The following is a 20,836-nucleotide window of genomic DNA, read 5'->3' as shown; positions in this document are numbered from 1 at the left end:
ACTAGAAGCTTTACCAAGAATAGGGAAACCCCATTCTGAGATAAGCCGGTCTGAGAAATCCCCTGACTTCCTTGCTTACACATTTCCATTCCTCAACAAAACATCTTTCATAATTTCAAGTCCATATTGAAGTCATGTGATTTTTCGCAAGATTTATCACGATTAAGGACAATCTCAAATTAAAGTGTTTCTGTTGAATTTTTACAAATTAAATAGTTTTTCCTGAAATATTATCTCTAGGAGATTCCGACCAATTTTTCGGGCAATAACCGGAGAGTTGCAACACACCACAAAACCATCGGGGAAATCATGTTAAAGGAAAAAATGACATCTAAAAATATTTCTCTTAATCAGGAAACTAAAAATAATTCCAAAAAAATTAAAAAATCAGCCGCCAATGTAAACGTGACCAAAGAAACCCAAACCCTTCCTCAAGAATCATCAAATGATCTAAAAATTGATTTAGATCTAGAGGCGGATAAATTAATTGCTGAAGCAAATCAAGTAACTGACGCAGATATCGATCTGGATGATGATGATAACGCTTCAGTGCTATCTAGTGCTCAAGAAGCTGCTGCTAAAGCTTTAGCAAGTATAAAAATAGGACCAAAGGGTGTTTACACCGAAGACTCGATTAGGGTTTATCTCCAAGAAATTGGACGAATAAGGCTTCTCAGGCCAGACGAAGAAATTGAATTGGCAAGAAAGATAGCTGATCTTCTTCAATTAGAGGAAGAAGCTGCGCAATTTGAAAGTGAGAATGGCCATTTCCCATCAGTGAAAGAATGGGCAGTTCTTGCAGAAATGCCATTAACTCGTTTCCGCAGGCGATTGATGCTTGGTAGACGAGCAAAAGAAAAAATGGTGCAATCGAATCTTCGATTAGTAGTTTCAATTGCCAAGAAATATATGAATAGAGGGCTGTCTTTTCAAGATCTTATCCAAGAAGGAAGTCTTGGACTCATTCGTGCAGCTGAGAAATTTGATCATGAGAAAGGATATAAATTCTCAACTTACGCTACCTGGTGGATAAGACAGGCTATTACCAGAGCAATTGCAGATCAAAGTCGAACAATTCGTTTGCCTGTACATTTGTACGAAACAATTTCACGAATCAAAAAAACCACTAAAGTTTTAAGCCAAGAGTTTGGAAGGAAACCAACAGAGGAAGAGATCGCTGAAAGTATGGAAATGACGATTGAGAAACTCAGATTCATAGCCAAAAGTGCCCAGCTCCCCATCTCTCTTGAGACCCCTATTGGCAAAGAAGAAGATTCTAGACTTGGTGACTTTATTGAAGCAGATATAGAAAATCCTGAACAAGATGTAGCAAAAACCTTATTAAGAGAAGATTTGGAGGGTGTTCTCGCCACATTAAGTCCCAGAGAGAGGGATGTTCTAAGACTTCGTTATGGCCTAGATGATGGAAGGATGAAAACCCTTGAAGAAATTGGACAAATTTTTGATGTAACTAGAGAAAGAATTAGACAAATCGAGGCTAAGGCTCTCAGAAAACTCCGTCATCCAAATAGAAATGGGGTTCTTAAAGAATATATCAAGCTAAATTAGAAATTAAACTTATAACCTTTAATTTCCCTAATGAAAAGAGAGATATTTAGCTAGATCATAGATTTCATTTCACATCAACCTTATTAAATTATTTTCCAGGATTTTAATTAGGTATGGTTGACTGCTTAAGGTAAAGAAATAGAAAAGATTTGCTAATGACACTAGACCAACTGCGCATCGCCTCTCGCCGAAGCCAGCTGGCCATGGTTCAGACGAACTGGGTACGAGATGAACTACAAAAAGCCCATCCTGATCTTGCTATCACTATAGAAGCAATGGCTACGCAGGGTGACAAAATACTTGATGTGGCATTAGCAAAAATAGGAGATAAAGGACTTTTCACTAAAGAACTTGAAGCTCAAATGCTTATTGGGCATGCCGAAATTGCAGTCCACTCATTGAAAGATTTACCTACAAATCTTCCAGAGGGATTAATTCTTGGCTGCATAACTGAAAGGGAGGATCCTTCAGACGCGTTAGTCGTTAATGAGACAAATCAAATTCACAAACTAGAGACTCTGCCAGAAGGTTCTGTAGTGGGGACTAGTTCCTTGAGAAGGCTTGCGCAATTGCGATACCATTATCCACATCTTGTTTTCAAAGATGTACGAGGAAATGTTATTACACGATTAGAAAAACTTGACTCAGGTGAATATGACTGTCTTATCTTGGCAGCTGCTGGATTGCAAAGGCTTGGTTTTGCTAATCGAATACATCAGTTAATTCCAACAGATATTTCACTCCATGCTGTGGGACAGGGAGCTCTTGGTATTGAATGTGTAAGTGGTCAACAAGAGGTACTAGATATTTTAAAAACACTTGAACACGAATCAACATCTAAAAGATGTTTAGCAGAAAGGTCTTTCCTCAGAGAGCTTGAAGGAGGGTGTCAAGTTCCAATAGGCGTTAGAACTGAAATTAACAACGATGAATTAATTCTTGAAGGAATGGTCGCAAGTTTAGATGGTAAAAGATTAATTAGAGATATAAAAAAAGGATCGGTAAGCTCTGCAGAGGAAATAGGAATAGACTTAGCCAATGAATTAAAAGGCCGTGGTGCAGGAGAAATATTAGAAGAGATTTTCAAGTCTGCAAGGGCCTAAGTCATTCAAACAGTTTAATTAATTAAATTAGGATCTATTTCAGATAAGTAACGCTTCTCGCAGGATTTGATAATCTCAACTGCTTTTTCAACACCAAAGAAGCCATTTACTGTACAAGTTCCTGGTTTTTTAAGATCTTTATAATGCTCCCAATAATAAGTTGTTTCCTTAATCCAATGCTTACCTAATTGTTCAAAGCTTTTTATGTGATCCATCCTCTTATCATCGGCTATTACGCCAATAACTTTGTCGTCAACTTCACCTCCATCATCAAAGGTCATTATTCCTATAATCCTTGCTTCAACTATTGAACCGGGTACTAACGGCTCTGTAACATTAACAATTTCGATATCTAATGGATCACCGTCTTCATCCCACGTACGTGGAAGACATCCATAAGCGAATGGGTAGGCGAGGGACGAATATCCAACTCGATCAAGCTTTAGATGCCCTGTTTCAGTAATAAGCTCGTATTTATTTATTGTATTTGAATTCAACTCAACGACTGTGTTGACTCTATGTTCAGATTCATTGGCAAACGCAGGTAAGACATGAAGCAGATTAGGCATTGTTCTGCTAGGTGCTTGGTCAAGGTTAGCCATAGTATTTTTTTATGTTCTTACATGGTAAATCAACGCAGTAAATGCAAATGAAGTTCTGGCAAATAATTTAGAAAAATTTCAATAAAAGATATGCTTTACTTAATTTTTATCCTAATAAATGTATATTTTAATTAGAGATTGTAGAAAGCTTTTCAAGTTTATTGTCTAAGTATTCAAGAAAATAATTTGGTGATAATGTTGCTCCAGAGACCTTCTTTACAAGTTCCTCGGAATCCAAACTTCTCCCATGATGATGAACATTTTTGCGAAGCCAACCCAAAATTTTACTGATTTCATTGGCTTCAATAATATTTTCAATTTTCCCTAAATCTTCTTCCAGAGTTTTTGTTAACTGAGCGCTAATAAGATGACCAAGCAAATAAGAAGGGAAATAACCAAACATCCCCTCACTCCAGTGAACATCTTGCAAACATCCTTCAGTATCATTTTCTGGCAAAACACCAAGAAGATTCAAATACCTTTTATTCCATTCATTAGGAAGATCTTCTACAGAAAGCCCTCTCTCTAGAAGATCAATTTCCAAGTCAGTCCTAATCATTATGTGCAAGCCATAACTAAGTTCATCGGCCTCTACTCGATTCAACCCTGGAGTAAATGGATTTAGATTGATCCATAAATCATTTCCAGAGTGTATTGGAGCACCTGCATTCTCAAAATGATGCCAAAAAGACTTTGCAAATGAAAAGCTCCTAGCAATTCTATTTTCCCAAAATAGAGATTGACTCTCATGAACCGCCATAGAAGTTGCTTGACCTAATGGCCATGCAAACCATTGGTGACTTTCAGAAGGCAAGCCTTGTTCATACAGAGAATGTCCCCACTCATGTGCAGTAGCTAATAAGCAAGAAAGTGGCTGACCTTTAACTATTCGAGTCGTAATTCGATAATCATCCGGACCTAAAGTTATTGAGAATGGATGAGGGGACTTAGCTATAGCTGTATTAGAAGGATCCCTAGACCAATCATTTAAAAGTATTTGACAGAGCTTTTCTTGATCTCTATTTGCTAAATCCCATTTTTTACTCTTTTTATTAGTTATTTTCGCAGCCTTCTGAATCAATTCTGGCAATCTTTTTTTTAAAGGTTCAAATAGTTCGCTTACACGATTAATCGTTAAGTTCGGTTCAAAAGGCTGGGAAAGTGTCTCCCAGCAACTTCTTTCTTCACAAAGCTGATTAGATTGCTCTGTCCGTAGTGAAATTAATTTCTTAAGAGCTGGAGAAAACCTTTTGAAGTCATTATTTTTCCTGGCTTCCTGCCAACACATATAACCTTCAGACTTTGCTGTTGCAAGCTCAACAACCAATTTAGGGTCCAATCTTTTTTGTCTATTAAAATCTTGCTCAAGCAACTCAATATTTTTAAACCTATCTGTCATAAGTTCAGATTCAAAATCGTCTTTCTCTTTTAAGCTTTGAAGTTCAGATTTTGCTTCTTTTATTAAAATTTCGAACTTTTCAGAACTTTGTCTTGCATGAAGTTGCTTAGCTAAAAGACTTAATTGCTCACCTCTCCAAGTGGAGCCGGCAATAGGCATAGATGTATTTTGGTCCCAGTAGAGAGTGCTTTGTATAGATCCTAACAACTGTGTATCTTTTAGGTAATCACCCAAAAGCTGCCAAGCAGACTTTGACAACGTATTCCATTTGATATTTGTGTAATTCTAATATCCAATTGATGAAAATAGATCAATATTTGATCAATTTAAAATAATTTAAATCATAAGTTCTTAATTAGATTTTTCATTTTTTCATTATTTAAAAATCAAAAAGGTTATATATTTTTTCATACGATCGGATACAAAATACTTTAACTTAATAGAAAAGGAAAAAACCTGTTAGTATTTAATAAAGTCAGGTCAAACAGTTTATTAGTAATGGAACAGATTTTATCAACTTTAGATTTTGAAACGAAGGGACAAGGTTTTACTGATATTACAAAAGACATTAATGATTGGATCCAATATAAAAAATTTCAAAAAGGAATACTTCTTATTTTTCTAAAGCATACAAGCTGTAGTTTAATTATAAATGAAAATGCGGATATTAATGTTCTAAAAGACCTATCAGCATACATGAAAGCTATTGTCCCAGAGCAGGGATTTTATCCTATTGACAGAAGTAGTAAAAAAATAGAATATCTTCATTCACAAGAAGGGTTAGACGATATGCCTGCTCATATCAGAACAATGCTTACTTCAAATAATTTAAGCTTTAGTGTTGTTGATGGTGAATTAAAAATAGGCTTATGGCAAGGAATCTATATATGGGAACATAGAACATCAAATAAATCAAGGTCATTACAATTGCATGCTATTGGTGATTTTGATTTAAATTAGAATTAAATATAAAAAACTCATGACATCCTTATTAGAAAAACATCAACTAGATTATTTTATAGAAAAGAATCCTTCTTGGATAATAGATAATAAAACGATAAAGAGAGAATTTAAATTTGATAATTTCATTGATGCTTTTGGCTTTATGAGCAAAGTCGCTCTTATATCTGAAAAGATGAATCATCATCCTGATTGGCAGAATACATATAATAAAGTTAAAATCAATCTAACTACTCATGACAAAGGTGGAATTACTACTAACGATATCAAGCTTGCTGAGTCTATTGATAAATTAATCAATACCTAATGTATCATTACTTACTTCGATTAAAATGGACACAAGTGAATCTAATGTTCAAGAAAATATTGTTTCCAAAACTATTATTCCTATTACAATTATATCAGGATTTTTAGGATCAGGAAAAACAACTTTATTAAATCATATCCTTACTAATCAGAAAGGTATAAAGACAGCTGTATTAGTTAACGAATTTGGTGAAATAGGAATTGATAATGACTTAATAATTAAAACTGAAGAAGAAATGATAGAACTAAGTAATGGATGTATTTGTTGTTCTATAAATGGTGAGTTAGTAGAAGCAATAGAAAAGTTAATCAATGTCAACAAGAACTTAGACTATATTATTATTGAAACGACAGGATTAGCCGATCCTCTTCCAGTTGCAATGACATTACTTGGAAGTGAATTAAGAGATCAAACAAGATTAGACTCTATTATAACTCTTATTGATGCTGAGAACTTTAATGATGTTGCTTTAGAAAGTTCAATAGGAAGATCCCAGGTAATCTATGGTGATATTTTACTCCTAAACAAATGTGATTTAGTAACCAATAAAAATATAGAAGAAACCATAAGCAAGTTAAAAGAAATAAAAAATGATGTGAGGATTTTAAAAAGTATTAAAGGAAATATTCCTCTTAATCTATTATTAAGTGTGGGTCTATTTGAAACTGATCTAAAAAATCAAAAAGAAGCAGTTCATGATCACTCTCATGATCACTCTCATGATCACTCTCATGAACATGTTGACTCAGAAGAAGATAATAAAATTGAAGATTTTCTTTCTGTATCTTTTCAAACTAAAGAACCTTTCTCTCTTAGAAAATTCCAATATTTTCTAGATAATCAATTAAAAAGTAATGTTTTCAGAGCAAAGGGGATCCTTTGGTTCAGCGAAAGCGAAAGAAGACATGTCTTTCACCTCGCTGGTAAAAGAATTTCTATTGAAGATAGTGAATGGGGAGAAGAAAGAAATAATCAACTTGTCTTTATTGGAAAAGAATTAGATAAAAAGAAAATACTCTCTCAAATGAATGCATGTATTGACAAATAATCAAAAGATATAAAATTTAAGAATAAATTGAACAACATTAAATCCACCATAAAGAACTTCAAAAAAGAAAAAAATGTTAAAACCATCTATAATCTAATGGTATTAAATAATAGTCGTTACATATTAAAGTACTTAGTAATCCTATTAACATTTTTTATTTTATGGCCGTTATTTACTCTCGTAATAGAAGGTTTATCTGGTATTCAAAAAGGTTCTATTTATTTAACCACATACAATCTTAGTGAAATAAAAGGAACGCTAATATTATTGATTCTTTCTCTAACTCTAGGAGGATTTTTAGGAGTAACTAATGGTTGGATTCTAGCCAATTGCCATTTCAAAGGGAGAAAAATTCTTAGAGTTTGCCAACTAATTCCTTTCGCAACTCCAGCTTATCTTTTAGCAGCTACACTCATTGACCTCGGCAGCATAAATTCCATCAGAGTAACCGGTATGTTGTGGGGTGTCGTAATAATGGCATTCACAACCTATCCATATGTATTTCTACTAAGTTCAGAAAGTTTTGACAAAGGTTGTAGAAAACAAATTGAGGCATGCAGAACTCTTGGGATAGATCCTTGGCAAAGTTTTTTTAGAATATCTCTGCCAATAGCACTTCCCTCGATTACTGCTGGGTTAGCTTTAATGGCGATGGAAATCATAAATGAGTTAGGTGCCGTTCAACTTTTAAATATTCCAAGTATTTCAGCTGGAATACTTGAGAGTTGGGTAGAGGAAGGTGAGCCTTCAGGTGCAATTGCTCTTGCCTTATTTAGCCTCATTTTAGTTTTTCTATTAGTTGCAATTGAACGCAAATCAAGAGAAAGAAGTAAACGATGGACAGACGGAATAAGTAGTGGAGACTCACCAAAATGGGAATTAAAAGGTGTAAATCTATGCCTTGCTCAAGTTATAACCTTTATCCCTCCAATGTTTACGTTGGGCATTCCATTTGTATGGGCAATAATAAATATTGATCAAATGAATCAAGGATTCAATACAGATTTAATTGGATTAACTATTAGAAGCTTTAGTTTAGCCTTACTTGTTTCATTAATAACGATATTTATATCATTGATTTTGTCAATTTCCAAGAGATGGCAAAATAATCAATGGCTCAATATATTGACCTTCTTGTCCAGTATTGGCTATGCAATACCTGGCTCTGTTTTAGCCCTTGCTCTTCTTTCCCTTAAAGGAAGTATCTGGCAAATAAACATATTAAGCTTACTAATCTGGGGTTATAGCATTCGATTCATAGCTGTTTCAAAAGGTGGTCTTGATGCTGGCTTTGAGAGAATTTCACCAAATATAGATAATGCAGCCATAAATCTTGGGAAGAACTGGTCAGAGGTCCTTCTCAAAATACATTTACCACTTCTCAAAGGGCCTATGTTGGTAGGTATAATTCTTGTTTTTGTTGACACAATAAAGGAATTACCACTTACTTTTATATTAAGACCATTTGATTTTGATACGCTTTCAGTACGAATATTTCAATATGCAGGAGATGAAAGATTAGCAGAATCAATATTACCTTCACTAATAATAATTGGTCTGGGGTTAATAGCATCTTTAGCCTTAATACCAAGCTTAAACAATAGAGATAACTAACATAGATATTTAAACTTTAAGTAATTTTTTAACTGGATAAATCAAAGCTGCGAATACATCAGAAATTGTTGAAACTAGGCGATAGCAAAGCAATGAAGCCAAAAGAGGTCCCTCTGGCAAATGTGAGCCAAGGCCAAATAGAATCACAGATTCAAATACTCCTAAACCTCCTGGTGCTGCTGGGACTATAAGGCCAATAATCCATGCCAAGGAAAAAGTAGATATTAATTCACCTTGAGAAATTAATGACCCAATAGAGAATGCATTTATGCAACATAAAAAGCCCAGAAAGCGGAAGTAAACAAATACAATCTCTACAAATAGTGGCTTATAAGGATAGAACATACTTATTGAAATAATTTGAGTCTTATGCGATAAATCTCTATATTTAATTTTATCATTATTAGTAAAAACTGATGCCTTAATTACCTTCACCTTTTTGATCAGAAAATTTCTAAATACAGGTATAAAGACTAACGTAGATGACCAGCAAAGTATATAAATAGATACATTAAAACCTCTAAAAGGTATAAAAATACATCCTGCAACTAGCATTAAAATTGGTTCTAATAAAATAGATTCAATTGATTTTTCATTTGAAAGCTCTAACCGCAATGTATTATATCTAGATACAAAATGCCATATTCCTCCTGGCAAATATTTATATATATTTGTAGATAAAAATAGTTTTAATATATTCAACTTATTAACATTACAACCAATGTTATGGATTAAAAGCTTCCATGCATAAGCATTAATAATTATACTTAAAAAACTAAAAATGATTCCCCATAATAGTAATAATATATCTTGAGTATTAATCCTCTGAGATAATAAAGACTCAAAGTTTCCATATATTGAATTCCCAAGGAAGGCAAAACAAATTAATGTGATAACAAGTTTCATGTTAATTTTAGAGACCATTTCAAACAAACGATTATTTCTTTTAAACTTATTAAAATTCAGCATCAGTAGGAGCAATCATCTAATTCATAAAAATCAGATAATTCTATAAATATTTTCTGACGAATCTCTTCTATAGGAAGCCCTGTATTCAAAGTTATTTTAGTCAAATCATTATGTTCTATTTTTATTGAACTATGACCATTTGGTCTCATTACTTGTTTAACATTAACTGTCCCAAATTTAGTTTTGTGGCTCGCTGTTCTTCTTGGAAGTATCCACCGGCTAATCTTATTTTCTCTAATTCCAATTGTTGTACTATAATTAAACCAAACTTCTCTCATTAAATCTTGATGATTGGGATAGAGAATAGCTTTTATACATATACCTTTTCTATTTTTTTTCATATCAACCGAATAACAAACCACATCTATAGCACCTGCATCTCTCAATCTTTCAATTAAAATTACAATATCTTCTGGAGTGGAATCGTCTATCCAGGCCTCCTGGGAAATTATAGTCTCATAAATAGGTTTGTTATTATTTTCTTTATTATCGTTATTCATATCTATTAGCAGAACTCGTAAGAAATTAGGTCGAGAAATATTTTTACTTCCTAAGCCAATACCAATCTTTTTAATATTTATTTTATCTGGTTGACCAAACTTATCTATAAAACTTGCTATCAATGCGATACCAGTAGGGGTTGTTATTTCACCAAAATATTTATCATCAAGCACCGTTAATGGGATTTTATTTTGCCTCGCAATCTCTAGAACTGTAGGTACCGGAACAGGCAGAGGGCCATGAGAAGTGGATACGATTCCTTTTCCGGAAGGTGGATTTGAAAAATAAATCTGGTCTGGCTTTAAAAAGTCTATAGCGGAGCAAACATTAACAATATCAAGTATGGAATCCATTGAACCTAGTTCATGAAAATGAACATCTGAGATTTCATTCCCATGAACAATTGCTTCTGCTTGCGCAAGAATTTCAAAAACCTTTATAGATTTTTTCTTCACATAATCATTCAGGTTTGAATCAAGAAGTAAATTTTTTATTTCTTTAAGACTTCTAGGTAATTCATGCAATTGAGTCTTATTTTTTTTACAGACAATTCCTTTTATACCTTTACTATCTCCCTCCTTAAATTGTAGATCATAATTTTTATCTATATTTAAACTTACTAAGTTATCCAAGAAAATAGATTGTGGAACACCCAAATCTAATAATGCAGATGCGAGCATATCTCCAGCTATTCCAAGGCTACAATCAATAAAAATAGATTTCATTTAATCTTAAATATATAATCAGTTTTACAGATAGAATACATTTTTATGATTTTTTTTTAGAATAAGACTAGTTTTTATTTTTTATAATTTTTTTACTTTTATTTTTTATTTTTTGTTGAGTAAGAGGTCCTACTATTTGAAAATCCTCAACCAAAAGTTGATAGTCAACACGACGAACATCAAAACTAATAAAATGTTTTAAGTAATTAATAGGTACCTCACCTTTAAGATTTATTTTGAAAGGTAATGCTTTTTTTTGCTGATTTCTTGGCTTTTGACGAATTTTTATAACCACCTCCTTTTCTTCTGGCTTAGTAAAAATCAATTCGCCTCTGATTGAAAAATAATCATCACCTTCCAATAAATCATCAGAATCAGCTTTCAAAGTTGAAGTTTCATTCAATCCCTCGCTCCCCACAAGATTTTTTTTTAAAGTACTTGGTTCCCAAATACCTGTGATTTGCAAATGAAGATTTTGATTGTTTCTACATCTTGGATAAACCACCCAAAGGTGAGGTTTTTCAAGCGGTACGTGATTACGAATCAATGTTATGACTCTCCCGAGGACAACTGAATCTATTTCATTTCCTTTCGAATCAATAAGAGCTCCACGAGTAAAGGTATCGTCATCTTGAGGCTCATAAATGCCTCTAACTAATCCAATTGCTCGGTATTGCAATGGATCAGTGACCGAGGGGATTGGATGGTTCTGCATCTATTTAATAAATAAGTCATTAGTGACCAATCTTAAATTTACCAAAATCCTACAAATACTATTGTGATTTTATTCATTTGGGACATTTTCATACTCTGACTGATCAAATGCATTGAGAGCCTCATCCAGAGCATCTGATGGAGTTGTAGCATTATTCATCGCTCCTACTTGTTTTAGACGGTTCATCAAATCAAATGGATCTATTGGTAAACCTTGATCAATTTGATCTTCTGTATCAAAAGTACTGTAAATATCTCTTTTCTCATCAGTTGAATAATTTTTCACCTCCGATATTCTTATTGTTCTTAAAGAAGAAATAACCCGAACTCCCGAAATTAAAATTGGTGTTAGACAAGTTAAAACCAACAAGAATTGACCATTAACAAAACGTGCAGTTTGGCTCAAAACTAAACTTTCGTCTGAATTTACATGATAATAACTTAAGGAATAAAATTTAAAGTCTTGCTTGTTGCAACATGGAATGTCAATTCTATTCGTTCAAGAATAGATCTTGTCAAAGAATGGCTAGTCACTAACAAGATTGACATTCTTTGCTTACAAGAGACCAAAACAGAAGATCGATTTTTTCCAGTCGAAATCTTTTCAAACCTTGGCTATGAGGTTTCAATCTCTGGGCAAAAGTCTTACAATGGAGTAGCAATAATAAGTAGATTCCCAATTAATGATATAAAGATTGGTTTTGATCAAGTAATATCGGACTACAAAGATTTATCTATATTGAGTGAACAAAAAAGAATTATAAGCGCTGAAATAAATGATATTAGAATTATAAATGTTTATGTTCCAAACGGATCATCTATAAATTCAGATAAGTTTATTTATAAAGAAAAATGGATAGAATGTCTACAGGTTTATCTAAGGAAAATTAATTCGAACCATACACCTATATGTTTATTAGGAGACTTTAATATTGCCCCTGAAGATAGAGATATACATACACCAAGTAATTATGAAGAATCCATTATGGCTTCTTCAAAAGAAAGGAAATTACTTAGAGATGCTTTAGGAGAGAGATTAGAAGATGTTTTCAGGATTTTTGAGCCCAGTGACAAAAATTGGTCTTGGTGGGATTATCGCCATTCAGCCTGGGAAAGAGACAAGGGTTGGCGCATAGATCATATTTACTTAACTGAGGATATTCTTAGTTGTGCCAATAGTTGTTGGATCGACAGAGAGCCAAGATCTAAAGAGAAACCCAGTGATCACGCGCCTGTAGTTGTCGACATTAGCTGGCCTCCATCAGAGGTTAAAAATGAATTTTTCTTTTAAAAAATTAGGTTTTTTCTATTTTCAAATCATCACAGAATTAACAAATCAAATATTTACAATTATCCAAAAAACCTTGAATTCAAGGTGCATTATCTCCAAAAAAGTCAATCTGCCACTTGTTTTTAGGATTAAAGTCATTTTTCAAGATAGACCTATTAAAGATTAAAAAAAAATAACCAGATACTGAACAGATTCAAAAATTTAGACGAATCAGTCACTTTTAGGCCATTATGACTGACTGTGTTTATGAGCTCATTCGCTGAGGTGCTGTGACAGACGCGTTGAACACAAAAAGATCTGAAGAAATTTTTGGCTCTGCCAAAAATTTAATGCCTGGTGGAGTCAGTTCACCTGTAAGAGCTTTCAAATCAGTTGAAGGGGATCCAATCGTTTTCGATCGAGTTAAGGGTCCTTATGCCTGGGATGTTGATGGAAACAGATACATCGACTATGTAGGTAGCTGGGGACCTGCTATCTGTGGTCATGCACACCCAGAGGTGATTTCAGCTCTTCAAGAAACGCTTGAAAAAGGCACGAGCTTCGGAGCACCTTGTGTGCTCGAGAATAAGCTTGCTGAAATGGTAATAGATGCCGTACCAAGCGTTGAGATGGTTCGCTTTGTTAACAGCGGCACAGAAGCTTGTATGGCTGTTCTTCGTTTAATGAGAGCCTTTACAGGCAGGGATAAAGTTATAAAGTTCGAGGGGTGCTATCACGGGCATGCAGATATGTTTTTAGTGAAAGCAGGGTCAGGAGTAGCAACACTTGGTCTACCAGACTCACCAGGTGTTCCAAGAAGTACAACCGCCAATACGCTTACTGCGCCCTATAACGACCTTGAAGCTGTAAAAGAGCTTTTTGCTGAAAACCCAGATGCGATTTCTGGAGTCATCCTTGAGCCTGTTGTTGGAAATGCAGGTTTCATTACACCTGAACCAGGATTCTTAGAGGGGTTGAGAGAGGTAACGCAGGAGAACGGTGCTCTTTTAGTTTTTGATGAAGTAATGACTGGCTTTCGAATCAGCTATGGAGGCGCCCAGGAGCGCTTTGGAGTAACTCCAGATTTAACCACTATGGGGAAGGTGATTGGTGGAGGACTTCCAGTAGGAGCCTATGGAGGTCGCAAAGAAATAATGTCAATGGTTTCGCCTTCTGGTCCTATGTATCAAGCCGGTACATTGAGCGGTAATCCTCTTGCCATGACAGCCGGTATTAAAACTCTTGAACTACTTAAGCAACAAGGTACCTATGAAAAATTAGAAGCTCTCACGAAAAAGCTTGTCGATGGAGTCATTACATCTGCTAAAGAATCAAATGTTGCCATTTATGGTCAGAGCATTAGCGCAATGTTCGGTTTTTATCTCTGTGAAGGACCAGTTAGAAACTTTGAAGAAGCTAAATCTGCTGATACAAATCGTTTTAGTAAATTGCATAGACTGATGCTTCAAAAAGGTGTTTATTTAGCGCCAAGTGCATTCGAGGCGGGTTTTACATCACTTGCACATTCTGAAGATGATATAAATTCGACAATAAAAGCTTTTCAAGAAAGTTTCTCTGAAATTTCATAATAAAAAATCCAATTTAAATTAATAAATTGGATTTTTTATAGTCAATCTTTAAAGCTAATTAATTTTTTCCTCTGACAATAACTGGAACATTTCCTGAACTATTTCCTGGTAATGAAGGAACAACTTGGGTCTCACCATTCCATTTATCTAAAAACAATTTGAAAAGGACTTGATCATCAAGGCTTTTATTTAATGTGTCATATCTAAGAGCTTCTTGCTCTGCAATTTTAACTTCGGTTTGGGCTCTCAATAATTGCTGCTCAGCAATCTGTTTTTGTTCGATAGCTGCTCGATATTCATCAGCAATAGTCAAGCCAGTCAAATCGAGTGATTGAACATCAACGTAGTCAAACTTGTTAAGTTCATCAGCGACTGTTTGCTCAACCAACTCAGAAATATCACTCCAGGAGCTAGCTATTGTTACCAACTCATACTTTGAAAAAACGGACTTGAGTGCTTTAAGTAGTGATGGCTGAATAATCCTGTTATATATTTCTCTATCGTTATAAGAAATAGTTTTAAAGACTCTTCCAGCCTCATTTGGCTTTAGAGCATATTTAACAGTGGCCGTGGCAGAAATGACTTGTAAATCTTTAGTTAATGAATCAAACTTTTCAGGTCTAACTTGAGTTTGAACATTAAAAGGATAAGTATTTTGAACAAATGGTACTTTGAAATTCAAGCCAGGTTTACGCGATCCACCACTTACTTTACCTAATGTTGTGACAACTGAAACTTGTCCAGCAGGAACAACAAAAAATGCTTGAGTAAGAAGTAAAAACCCTGTAAATGAAAGGACAAGTAGAAGAGTTGTTGTGCCACCTGGTCCATTCGGAGTCACATTACGAAATGGAGTTGTCATAAAAAAGATTCTCTAAAGACGATTTTATGTTGATTTAGCAAGTAATGCGAAAATTGTTAGATAGAAAAAATAATAAATTTATTTTTAAACATGCCATATAACATTTTCATAAAATATAAAGCATCTCTCTTCTCTACTTAAGCCATATTTCTAGCTGTTTTTAAAACCTCCAAATATAGCCCTTCATCAATCTCCCTAATATCATATTCTGTTGGCATCACCCCATGCTTATGCTCATGAACAATCATCCAACATGTTCTTTCTAATTCTTTTTTTGACTGTCCGGATAAAACAACTGCTTTTTTAGAAAGTTTTTCTATTAATTGATCCATAACAAAAAATCCTAGTGACAAAATAGTTAAATATTAATTTATTATCTATAATTTTGAAATTGTAGAGCTATCTCTAAATCATCTTCCTGGTTCTTAATTAAATTAATTGCAGATTGCAAATCATCTTTATTTTTACCTGTAATTCTCAAGCTATCACCTTGTATTGATACAGTTACTTTCTTGAGATTATCTCGAACTAACTTACTTAATTTCTTTGAAATTTCTTGAGGCAAACCTTTCTTTAATTTAACAATTTGCATTACCATATTGCCTCCTATAGTTTCAATTCTTTGAAAATCAAATATCTTTAATGATAAATTTCTTTTAGTGGCTTTCTGTAATAAAATATCTTTTACAGATTCGATTGTCATATCACTTAGAGAGACAATAGATAATTCATCTTCTTTAATATCTATTTTTGTCTTTGAGTCTTTCAGATCATACCTTTGATCCACTTCTCTCCTCAATTGATCAATAGCATTAACTAATTCCTGCTGATCAAATTCTGAAACCACATCAAAAGAATAAGAAGAAGGCATGAAAATTTCTATTTATTTCCACCATCTTATGAAAAAAAAGCCAACTTGCTTAAAAATATACTTATGAGATATTTCTTAAGTTTAAAAATATCCAGAAGAAGATAGTTGTCTTTGATTGAAACTTAATCAAAAAACATCAAACTCACAACTTTCCCCATATCTTCAGCACTATGGCAACTACTCAATAATGTTTCACTGTCATGAAATGCGAAACAAATCAATTGATCACATCTGTTAATAATTTCTTGATTACAAAGACTACTTGCCATTGGCAAAGGTAAATCATTATTGTCTTCTTTCTCTATTAAATGTAAAACACTACCAAGAAGATCCTTGACTTCTGCGGTTTGCCTATCAAGAGACTGAGGCAACAAAACTGTTAAGAGAGATGGATTAACATCTAGAACCGCTCTAATTACTGCAGCATTTACACCTTGAGAACCTGAAGTTATTATCGAATGTCCCTCTTGAGCCAAAGACCGTGCAATTAATTCGACTATATGTATAGAAACAACAGGAACATGCCTGCTCCCTAAAAATGCAATCCTTCTTTTCCCCTCGTTTTTCAACAAGGCCAATTCCTGAGCGAGAGTATCAACTCGTCCCAATGTAGGAAGATCGAGTGATCGACTCAAGGACATACTAATTCAGATAATTTAAAGGTAGCCACTATTCATGAACTCAAGAAGAAATTCCTAAAGTTTTAAAGATTCGATCAAGATCACAATGTTCTTGTACTAATCGAAAAGCATAGGTAGCTTTGACTGTCTCATGAAGACGTACATGACCAAAAGCTTGCTCAATAACTTCAACTGTTGAAAGAGTATCTCTATCAACTTTTAGCAAAGGGACATCTAACTCTTCTGATCTATTAATTAATTGCGGTAGTGGCTCGCCAGCACCTGTCAGTATCAAGCATTGAGTAGAGGCTTCCAAAGCCGCTAATTGGATATCTGTTCGATCAGCACCAGTCACTACTGCCATATTACGTCTTCTTCGAAAAAATTCCATTGCAGAATTAACACTCATCGCGCCAATACTCAACGTCTCGACCATCAGCTCAAGCCTGTCAGAACAACAAATAACTCGCGCATTCAAACGTCTCACCAATTCTTCAACAGTGACACTCCTCAATAAAGGAGACCTAGGCATTACTCCAAAGACATCTAAGCCTAGCGACTTAAGAGATGGGACTATATTTTCTTTGATATCTTTTATTTGATCAGGGTTAACAGCATTTAAGACAACTCCACATAGATTATCTCCTAATTGATTTTTAGCCTCCAATAAAGCTTCAACACTTCTACTATCTTGCCAAAAATGAGCAAGTATAACTTTAGCGTTTAAACCTTTAGCAAGTTGACTGAGACTTAATCCATATAAGAGTCCCTCATGCAAGCTGCCTGCTGCTTCAAGAATATTTATAGCCTCATTAGAAGAGTTAAGAGATAGCTTCAACTCGTTAAATTCAACCCCAGGATCTAAGATATTCTCTTCAATCCTTTTACTAGCAGTAGAGGCGGCTAAGAATTGAATGGAAGATATTAAGTTCTCAGCAGATAATTGTAATGTCTCGCCAACAAACCTGACATCGTCATCAATCATATCTTGAATGTCTCCTCTTTCAGAGACATTCAATTCAAGGCTTGTGGCTAATGGTTTACCAAATCTAACCAAATGATTTGAAGCAATTAAATTTCTTGCAATACCAAGAACTAATGCTGACTTACCGCTAAATGGTTCACATGATCCAATTAGAAAGGTCTTGCTCATTAATTAAAGATCTATGTGAAGTTAATATCTTTATAAGTTTAGGCTTTTTGAAAAAGTTCTCAACACTAAATCTGTATAAAATTCTTGTTAGACAAATATTCTTCAGTAATTCCTGATTTTTGGGTAATAAATACAATGGATTTAACTCAATGAACAAAAACTTGTCAAACAACTCAAGGTTTAAAGGTTTAAGAATTGCCATAACTGGTGCAAATGGAAGCCTTGGGAAGTCACTTATTGAAGTACTTAAAAAAAAAGGGGCTTATGTAGTTGGTCTAACTCATGAAAGAAAAAACAATAGTGACTCTTCTGAAAGCACTCCGGATGAAAGGATTATTTGGTCATGTGGGAAAGAAAAACTCCTTTCAAAAACCCTTGCTAATATTGATATTTTAATACTTAATCATGGATTTAATCCAAAACAAATGATTGATTCAAATGATATAAATAAAGCCATAGAAATAAATTCTCTTAGTCATTGGAGATTAATAGAAATTTTTGAGAATTTAGACATATCTAATAATTTAAACAATTACAGTCCAAAGGAAGTATGGGTAAATACATCTGAAGCAGAGATTCAAATAGCTTTTAGTCCGGTATATGAAATAACGAAACGACTGATAGGTGAACTTGTAAGTCTAAAAAAAAGTAATTTATTAATGGGAAAAAGAAATTCATTTATTATCAGAAAATTAATCTTAGGTCCTTTTAAATCAAAACTAAATCCACAAGGAATCATGAGCCCTGAATTTGTAGCAAGGAAGATAATACAAAAAGCAGAAGATGATACTTATTTAATCATAGTAACTCCTAATCCCATAACTTATTTATTAATGCCATTAGCTGAATCAATTAGAATATTATACTCAAGATTTATAAAAAGTATTTACTCAAATCCCCCCCGTTAAAAGGAATCAATCTCCTCTATCAGTTAGTATTTCAAACCCATTTTTCGTAACTAAGACAGTATGCTCCCATTGAGCAGATAGATTTCCATCTTTTGTAATTACCGTCCATCCATCACGAAGTGTCTTGCAGTACTTTGATCCAAAGTTAATTATAGGTTCCACTGCAATAGTCATCCCTTCTCGCAGAGTAACATTTGGCAAATCATTAGTTCTAAAATTAAATACTGAAGGCTCTTCATGAAGATTCCTACCTACGCCATGTCCGGTGTAATCTTCGACAATACTAAAACCATTATCTTTAACATAATCTTCTATCGCTCCCGCTATATCAAGAAGTTTATTTTGTGGCTTAATTTGTTTTATTCCAAGCATTAAAGCTTCTTTTGCTACCCTACTTAGTTCAATTGCTTTATCAGATGTATTACCTACGCAGATAGTTATACAGCTATCTCCATGGTAACCATTATAAAAAGCTCCCGTATCTACTTTAAGTAAATCTCCATCATTAATAATTTTCGTCTTACTTGGGATTCCATGAACAACTTCGTTATTTATACTTGAACATATACTGCCTGGGAAACCATGATATCCTTTGAAGCTAGGTTCGGCATTATGATCTCTTATTCGTTTTTCTGCATATTTATCTAGATCCAAAGTAGACATCCCGGGTTTAACTAAATCTCTTATTTCACTCAATACGGTTGCAACTATTTTACTAGATTTACGCATGATTTCTATCTCTCTTGCAGACTTGATTTCCACTCCTCTCCTTTGATTAATAACAGGACCATTATTGATAGGCACTTTTGAATTTACAGAAGAAAGAAGATCAGAAAAAAGTTTCATTGTTTAGGGAAAAAGTAAAAATCTCAAAAATTGCAATTTACTAACAATCTAATAATAGGTGAACTATTAAATGGACAGGGATATTTTTATTAAAAAAATTCTTTTCTTTAATAAAATTTCTATATTAAAGAAAAAGGTAGAGAAAACTAATTATTCTTTTAAGTTATCAACCAATGACTGAATAGCGCTAAGTGAGGAAATTATCGTAAAACAAGGATGAAAAGACCAGATATATAAAAAATTTTTAATTTGAGAAACCAGCGGTTACAATAAGAGCTTGGCCAAATCAAGAGTAATTGGTGATGTCCGTTGATTCGAAAGAACCCTCATCAGAAGAGGTAAAAGTTGAAGATGAATCAAATGCCTCAGAGAAGTCTGAAGTAAAAATTGCTTCTGAAACAAAATCTAAAGGTAAGAAAGTTCCAATTCAAAAGCTCTCTCCTGCAGAAATAATAAAGACTTTTGAAGACGCACAACAAAGAAAAGGTCTCCCTGATATTTACGTAGGAGATACAGTTCGTGTTGGTGTCCGCATAAGTGAAGGCAACAAGGAGAGGGTTCAGCCCTACGAGGGTGTTGTAATAGCAAAGAGACATGGAGGAATTCATCAAACAATTACAGTCAGGAGAATTTTCCAAGGAATAGGAGTTGAAAGAATTTTTCTGGTTCACAGTCCACAAGTTGCATCCATTAAGGTTGAACGCCGAGGTAAAGTAAGAAGAGCGAAGCTTTTCTATCTGCGTGAGCGAGTGGGCAAAGCCACACGCGTAAAGCAGCGCTTCGACCGCTGAGGTTTCGGCCTCCTCAATCAAAAGTCATTGGCCAACAATGACTTAAAGGGTATATAAAATGCGCCGTTAGTTCAGTTGGTAGAACGCAGGTCTCCAAAACCTGATGTCGGGGGTTCAAGTCCTCCACGGCGCGTTCGAAAACCCTTTCTGCAGTTACTTTTTTAAAGAATGGAGTTGGATCTTCAACCTGGCGATGTCGTAAAAGTTCTTGAGTCAGCCGCATTAGGCTGGGTCAGGGCTCGAGTTATTCGTGTAAAATCAGGTGGCCGTGTAGTAGTTCAAAGCGACCAAGGCCGCGAGTTCACAGCTCGTGGGAATCAGGTTAGGCTCATAGAGCCTGCAGGTTTCCGTCCTTAAAAGTCATCTACTTATTTAGTTTTATTTCATGAGCATCTCTCTTGATAGAGAATTAGAT

The 20,836-nt window shown here is 34.3% G+C and carries 23 protein-coding genes and 1 tRNA gene; 12 read left to right on the top strand and 12 right to left on the bottom strand.

Translation table 11 applies throughout. The features are described from left to right. Window positions 1-309: 309 nt before the first annotated feature. The gene (rpoD, locus tag O5639_RS10360; protein ID WP_269624422.1) at window positions 310-1,569 is read left to right on the top strand and encodes an RNA polymerase sigma factor RpoD; all 1,260 of its coding nucleotides are present in this window, start codon (window positions 310-312) and stop codon (window positions 1,567-1,569) included. A gap of 155 nt (window positions 1,570-1,724) precedes the next feature. Next, window positions 1,725-2,672 (top strand): hydroxymethylbilane synthase, encoded by a 948-nt coding sequence (hemC, locus tag O5639_RS10355; protein ID WP_269624421.1) that lies wholly within the window; start codon window positions 1,725-1,727, stop codon window positions 2,670-2,672. A 14-nt stretch (window positions 2,673-2,686) separates the two neighbouring features. Here the strand turns inward: hemC and O5639_RS10350 are convergent, their stop codons facing one another. Together O5639_RS10350 and O5639_RS10345 are read right to left on the bottom strand one after the other, a co-directional pair. Beyond that, window positions 2,687-3,274, bottom strand: a complete 588-nt coding sequence (locus O5639_RS10350) for an inorganic diphosphatase (protein ID WP_269624420.1) — start codon at window positions 3,272-3,274, stop codon at window positions 2,687-2,689. A 127-nt stretch (window positions 3,275-3,401) separates the two neighbouring features. Next, a complete protein-coding gene (locus O5639_RS10345; RefSeq protein WP_269624419.1) occupies window positions 3,402-4,931 on the bottom strand; it encodes a carboxypeptidase M32 in 1,530 nt (509 codons plus the stop codon). A gap of 240 nt (window positions 4,932-5,171) precedes the next feature. Between O5639_RS10345 and O5639_RS10340 the strand changes: the two genes are divergently transcribed. The 4 genes from O5639_RS10340 to O5639_RS10325 all read left to right on the top strand — a co-directional run bounded on the left by O5639_RS10340 (window position 5,172) and on the right by O5639_RS10325 (window position 8,602). Beyond that, window positions 5,172-5,633 (top strand): secondary thiamine-phosphate synthase enzyme YjbQ, encoded by a 462-nt coding sequence (locus O5639_RS10340; protein WP_269624418.1) that lies wholly within the window; start codon window positions 5,172-5,174, stop codon window positions 5,631-5,633. 19 nt (window positions 5,634-5,652) lie between these two features. Beyond that, on the top strand, window positions 5,653-5,940 hold the full coding sequence (locus O5639_RS10335) for a 4a-hydroxytetrahydrobiopterin dehydratase (protein ID WP_269624417.1): 288 nt from the start codon (window positions 5,653-5,655) through the stop codon (window positions 5,938-5,940). Window positions 5,941-5,965: 25 nt separating this feature from the next. Next, entirely contained in the window at window positions 5,966-6,988 is a 1,023-nt protein-coding gene (locus tag O5639_RS10330) for a CobW family GTP-binding protein (protein ID WP_269624416.1), read from the top strand. A gap of 96 nt (window positions 6,989-7,084) precedes the next feature. After that, window positions 7,085-8,602 carry an ABC transporter permease gene (locus O5639_RS10325; protein WP_420063659.1) on the top strand — a complete coding sequence of 506 codons (1,518 nt, stop codon included), beginning with the start codon at window positions 7,085-7,087 and terminating at the stop codon, window positions 8,600-8,602. Window positions 8,603-8,611: 9 nt separating this feature from the next. Here the strand turns inward: O5639_RS10325 and O5639_RS10320 are convergent, their stop codons facing one another. The 4 genes from O5639_RS10320 to O5639_RS10305 all read right to left on the bottom strand — a co-directional run bounded on the left by O5639_RS10320 (window position 8,612) and on the right by O5639_RS10305 (window position 11,917). Further along, the gene (locus O5639_RS10320; RefSeq protein WP_269624414.1) at window positions 8,612-9,508 is read right to left on the bottom strand and encodes a lysylphosphatidylglycerol synthase domain-containing protein; all 897 of its coding nucleotides are present in this window, start codon (window positions 9,506-9,508) and stop codon (window positions 8,612-8,614) included. A 62-nt stretch (window positions 9,509-9,570) separates the two neighbouring features. Then, on the bottom strand, window positions 9,571-10,797 hold the full coding sequence (gene larC / locus O5639_RS10315) for a nickel pincer cofactor biosynthesis protein LarC (protein ID WP_269624413.1): 1,227 nt from the start codon (window positions 10,795-10,797) through the stop codon (window positions 9,571-9,573). A 67-nt stretch (window positions 10,798-10,864) separates the two neighbouring features. Further along, window positions 10,865-11,512 (bottom strand): hypothetical protein, encoded by a 648-nt coding sequence (locus tag O5639_RS10310; RefSeq protein ID WP_269624412.1) that lies wholly within the window; start codon window positions 11,510-11,512, stop codon window positions 10,865-10,867. Window positions 11,513-11,581: 69 nt separating this feature from the next. Continuing rightward, window positions 11,582-11,917 carry a hypothetical protein gene (locus tag O5639_RS10305; protein ID WP_269624411.1) on the bottom strand — a complete coding sequence of 112 codons (336 nt, stop codon included), beginning with the start codon at window positions 11,915-11,917 and terminating at the stop codon, window positions 11,582-11,584. Between the two features lie 57 nt (window positions 11,918-11,974). On the opposite strand from O5639_RS10305, the gene xth reads away from it, so the two are divergent. Together xth and hemL are read left to right on the top strand one after the other, a co-directional pair. Next, window positions 11,975-12,802 (top strand): exodeoxyribonuclease III, encoded by an 828-nt coding sequence (gene xth / locus O5639_RS10300; RefSeq protein WP_269624410.1) that lies wholly within the window; start codon window positions 11,975-11,977, stop codon window positions 12,800-12,802. Between the two features lie 269 nt (window positions 12,803-13,071). Further along, complete coding sequence (gene hemL / locus O5639_RS10295; protein ID WP_269624409.1) at window positions 13,072-14,370, top strand: glutamate-1-semialdehyde 2,1-aminomutase; 1,299 nt, start codon at window positions 13,072-13,074, stop codon at window positions 14,368-14,370. Window positions 14,371-14,428: 58 nt separating this feature from the next. Here the strand turns inward: hemL and O5639_RS10290 are convergent, their stop codons facing one another. The 5 genes from O5639_RS10290 to O5639_RS10270 all read right to left on the bottom strand — a co-directional run bounded on the left by O5639_RS10290 (window position 14,429) and on the right by O5639_RS10270 (window position 17,876). Further along, on the bottom strand, window positions 14,429-15,232 hold the full coding sequence (locus tag O5639_RS10290) for a prohibitin family protein (protein ID WP_269609827.1): 804 nt from the start codon (window positions 15,230-15,232) through the stop codon (window positions 14,429-14,431). A gap of 137 nt (window positions 15,233-15,369) precedes the next feature. Next, a complete protein-coding gene (locus O5639_RS10285) occupies window positions 15,370-15,564 on the bottom strand; it encodes a hypothetical protein (protein WP_269624408.1) in 195 nt (64 codons plus the stop codon). 41 nt (window positions 15,565-15,605) lie between these two features. After that, window positions 15,606-16,103 carry a YajQ family cyclic di-GMP-binding protein gene (locus tag O5639_RS10280; protein ID WP_269624407.1) on the bottom strand — a complete coding sequence of 166 codons (498 nt, stop codon included), beginning with the start codon at window positions 16,101-16,103 and terminating at the stop codon, window positions 15,606-15,608. Window positions 16,104-16,225: 122 nt separating this feature from the next. Beyond that, complete coding sequence (locus tag O5639_RS10275; protein WP_269624406.1) at window positions 16,226-16,744, bottom strand: DNA recombination-mediator protein A; 519 nt, start codon at window positions 16,742-16,744, stop codon at window positions 16,226-16,228. A 40-nt stretch (window positions 16,745-16,784) separates the two neighbouring features. Next, window positions 16,785-17,876 carry a phosphotransacetylase family protein gene (locus O5639_RS10270; protein WP_269624405.1) on the bottom strand — a complete coding sequence of 364 codons (1,092 nt, stop codon included), beginning with the start codon at window positions 17,874-17,876 and terminating at the stop codon, window positions 16,785-16,787. 149 nt (window positions 17,877-18,025) lie between these two features. Between O5639_RS10270 and O5639_RS10265 the strand changes: the two genes are divergently transcribed. Then, a complete protein-coding gene (locus O5639_RS10265) occupies window positions 18,026-18,784 on the top strand; it encodes an SDR family oxidoreductase (protein WP_269624404.1) in 759 nt (252 codons plus the stop codon). A gap of 6 nt (window positions 18,785-18,790) precedes the next feature. On the opposite strand, the gene map is transcribed toward O5639_RS10265, so the two are convergent. Continuing rightward, complete coding sequence (gene map / locus O5639_RS10260; protein WP_269624403.1) at window positions 18,791-19,630, bottom strand: type I methionyl aminopeptidase; 840 nt, start codon at window positions 19,628-19,630, stop codon at window positions 18,791-18,793. Between the two features lie 302 nt (window positions 19,631-19,932). Here map and rplS point away from each other — a divergent pair, with 302 nt between their 5' ends. From rplS to O5639_RS10245, 3 genes are all read left to right on the top strand, one after another. Continuing rightward, window positions 19,933-20,421, top strand: a complete 489-nt coding sequence (gene rplS / locus O5639_RS10255; protein ID WP_269624402.1) for a 50S ribosomal protein L19 — start codon at window positions 19,933-19,935, stop codon at window positions 20,419-20,421. Between the two features lie 60 nt (window positions 20,422-20,481). Then, a tRNA-Trp gene (locus O5639_RS10250) sits at window positions 20,482-20,554 on the top strand. A 35-nt stretch (window positions 20,555-20,589) separates the two neighbouring features. Next, window positions 20,590-20,778 carry a hyperconserved protein Hcp gene (locus O5639_RS10245; protein WP_006043540.1) on the top strand — a complete coding sequence of 63 codons (189 nt, stop codon included), beginning with the start codon at window positions 20,590-20,592 and terminating at the stop codon, window positions 20,776-20,778. Window positions 20,779-20,836: the final 58 nt, after the last annotated feature.

The sequence above is a fragment of the Prochlorococcus marinus str. MIT 1214 genome (genome assembly GCF_027359355.1).
GTDB classification, from domain to species: Bacteria; Cyanobacteriota; Cyanobacteriia; order PCC-6307; family Cyanobiaceae; genus Prochlorococcus_B; species Prochlorococcus_B marinus_F.
The sequence above is the reverse complement of the archived record's forward strand: the minus strand, read 5'-3'. Positions and strand labels throughout refer to the sequence as shown.

Excerpts from the sequence above, each read along its gene's own strand:
- rpoD (WP_269624422.1), top strand. The coding sequence starts at position 310 with ATGTTAAAGGAAAAAATGACATCTAAAAATATTTCTCTTAATCAGGAA.
- hemC (WP_269624421.1), top strand. The coding sequence starts at position 1,725 with ATGACACTAGACCAACTGCGCATCGCCTCTCGCCGAAGCCAGCTGGCC.
- O5639_RS10350 (WP_269624420.1), bottom strand. The coding sequence starts at position 3,274 with ATGGCTAACCTTGACCAAGCACCTAGCAGAACAATGCCTAATCTGCTT.
- O5639_RS10340 (WP_269624418.1), top strand. The coding sequence starts at position 5,172 with ATGGAACAGATTTTATCAACTTTAGATTTTGAAACGAAGGGACAAGGT.
- O5639_RS10335 (WP_269624417.1), top strand. The coding sequence starts at position 5,653 with ATGACATCCTTATTAGAAAAACATCAACTAGATTATTTTATAGAAAAG.
- O5639_RS10330 (WP_269624416.1), top strand. The coding sequence starts at position 5,966 with ATGGACACAAGTGAATCTAATGTTCAAGAAAATATTGTTTCCAAAACT.
- O5639_RS10325 (WP_420063659.1), top strand. The coding sequence starts at position 7,085 with ATGGTATTAAATAATAGTCGTTACATATTAAAGTACTTAGTAATCCTA.
- O5639_RS10320 (WP_269624414.1), bottom strand. The coding sequence starts at position 9,508 with ATGAAACTTGTTATCACATTAATTTGTTTTGCCTTCCTTGGGAATTCA.
- larC (WP_269624413.1), bottom strand. The coding sequence starts at position 10,797 with ATGAAATCTATTTTTATTGATTGTAGCCTTGGAATAGCTGGAGATATG.
- O5639_RS10310 (WP_269624412.1), bottom strand. The coding sequence starts at position 11,512 with ATGCAGAACCATCCAATCCCCTCGGTCACTGATCCATTGCAATACCGA.
- O5639_RS10290 (WP_269609827.1), bottom strand. The coding sequence starts at position 15,232 with ATGACAACTCCATTTCGTAATGTGACTCCGAATGGACCAGGTGGCACA.
- O5639_RS10285 (WP_269624408.1), bottom strand. The coding sequence starts at position 15,564 with ATGGATCAATTAATAGAAAAACTTTCTAAAAAAGCAGTTGTTTTATCC.
- O5639_RS10280 (WP_269624407.1), bottom strand. The coding sequence starts at position 16,103 with ATGCCTTCTTCTTATTCTTTTGATGTGGTTTCAGAATTTGATCAGCAG.
- O5639_RS10275 (WP_269624406.1), bottom strand. The coding sequence starts at position 16,744 with ATGTCCTTGAGTCGATCACTCGATCTTCCTACATTGGGACGAGTTGAT.
- O5639_RS10270 (WP_269624405.1), bottom strand. The coding sequence starts at position 17,876 with ATGAGCAAGACCTTTCTAATTGGATCATGTGAACCATTTAGCGGTAAG.
- O5639_RS10265 (WP_269624404.1), top strand. The coding sequence starts at position 18,026 with ATGAACAAAAACTTGTCAAACAACTCAAGGTTTAAAGGTTTAAGAATT.
- map (WP_269624403.1), bottom strand. The coding sequence starts at position 19,630 with ATGAAACTTTTTTCTGATCTTCTTTCTTCTGTAAATTCAAAAGTGCCT.
- rplS (WP_269624402.1), top strand. The coding sequence starts at position 19,933 with ATGTCCGTTGATTCGAAAGAACCCTCATCAGAAGAGGTAAAAGTTGAA.
- O5639_RS10245 (WP_006043540.1), top strand. The coding sequence starts at position 20,590 with ATGGAGTTGGATCTTCAACCTGGCGATGTCGTAAAAGTTCTTGAGTCA.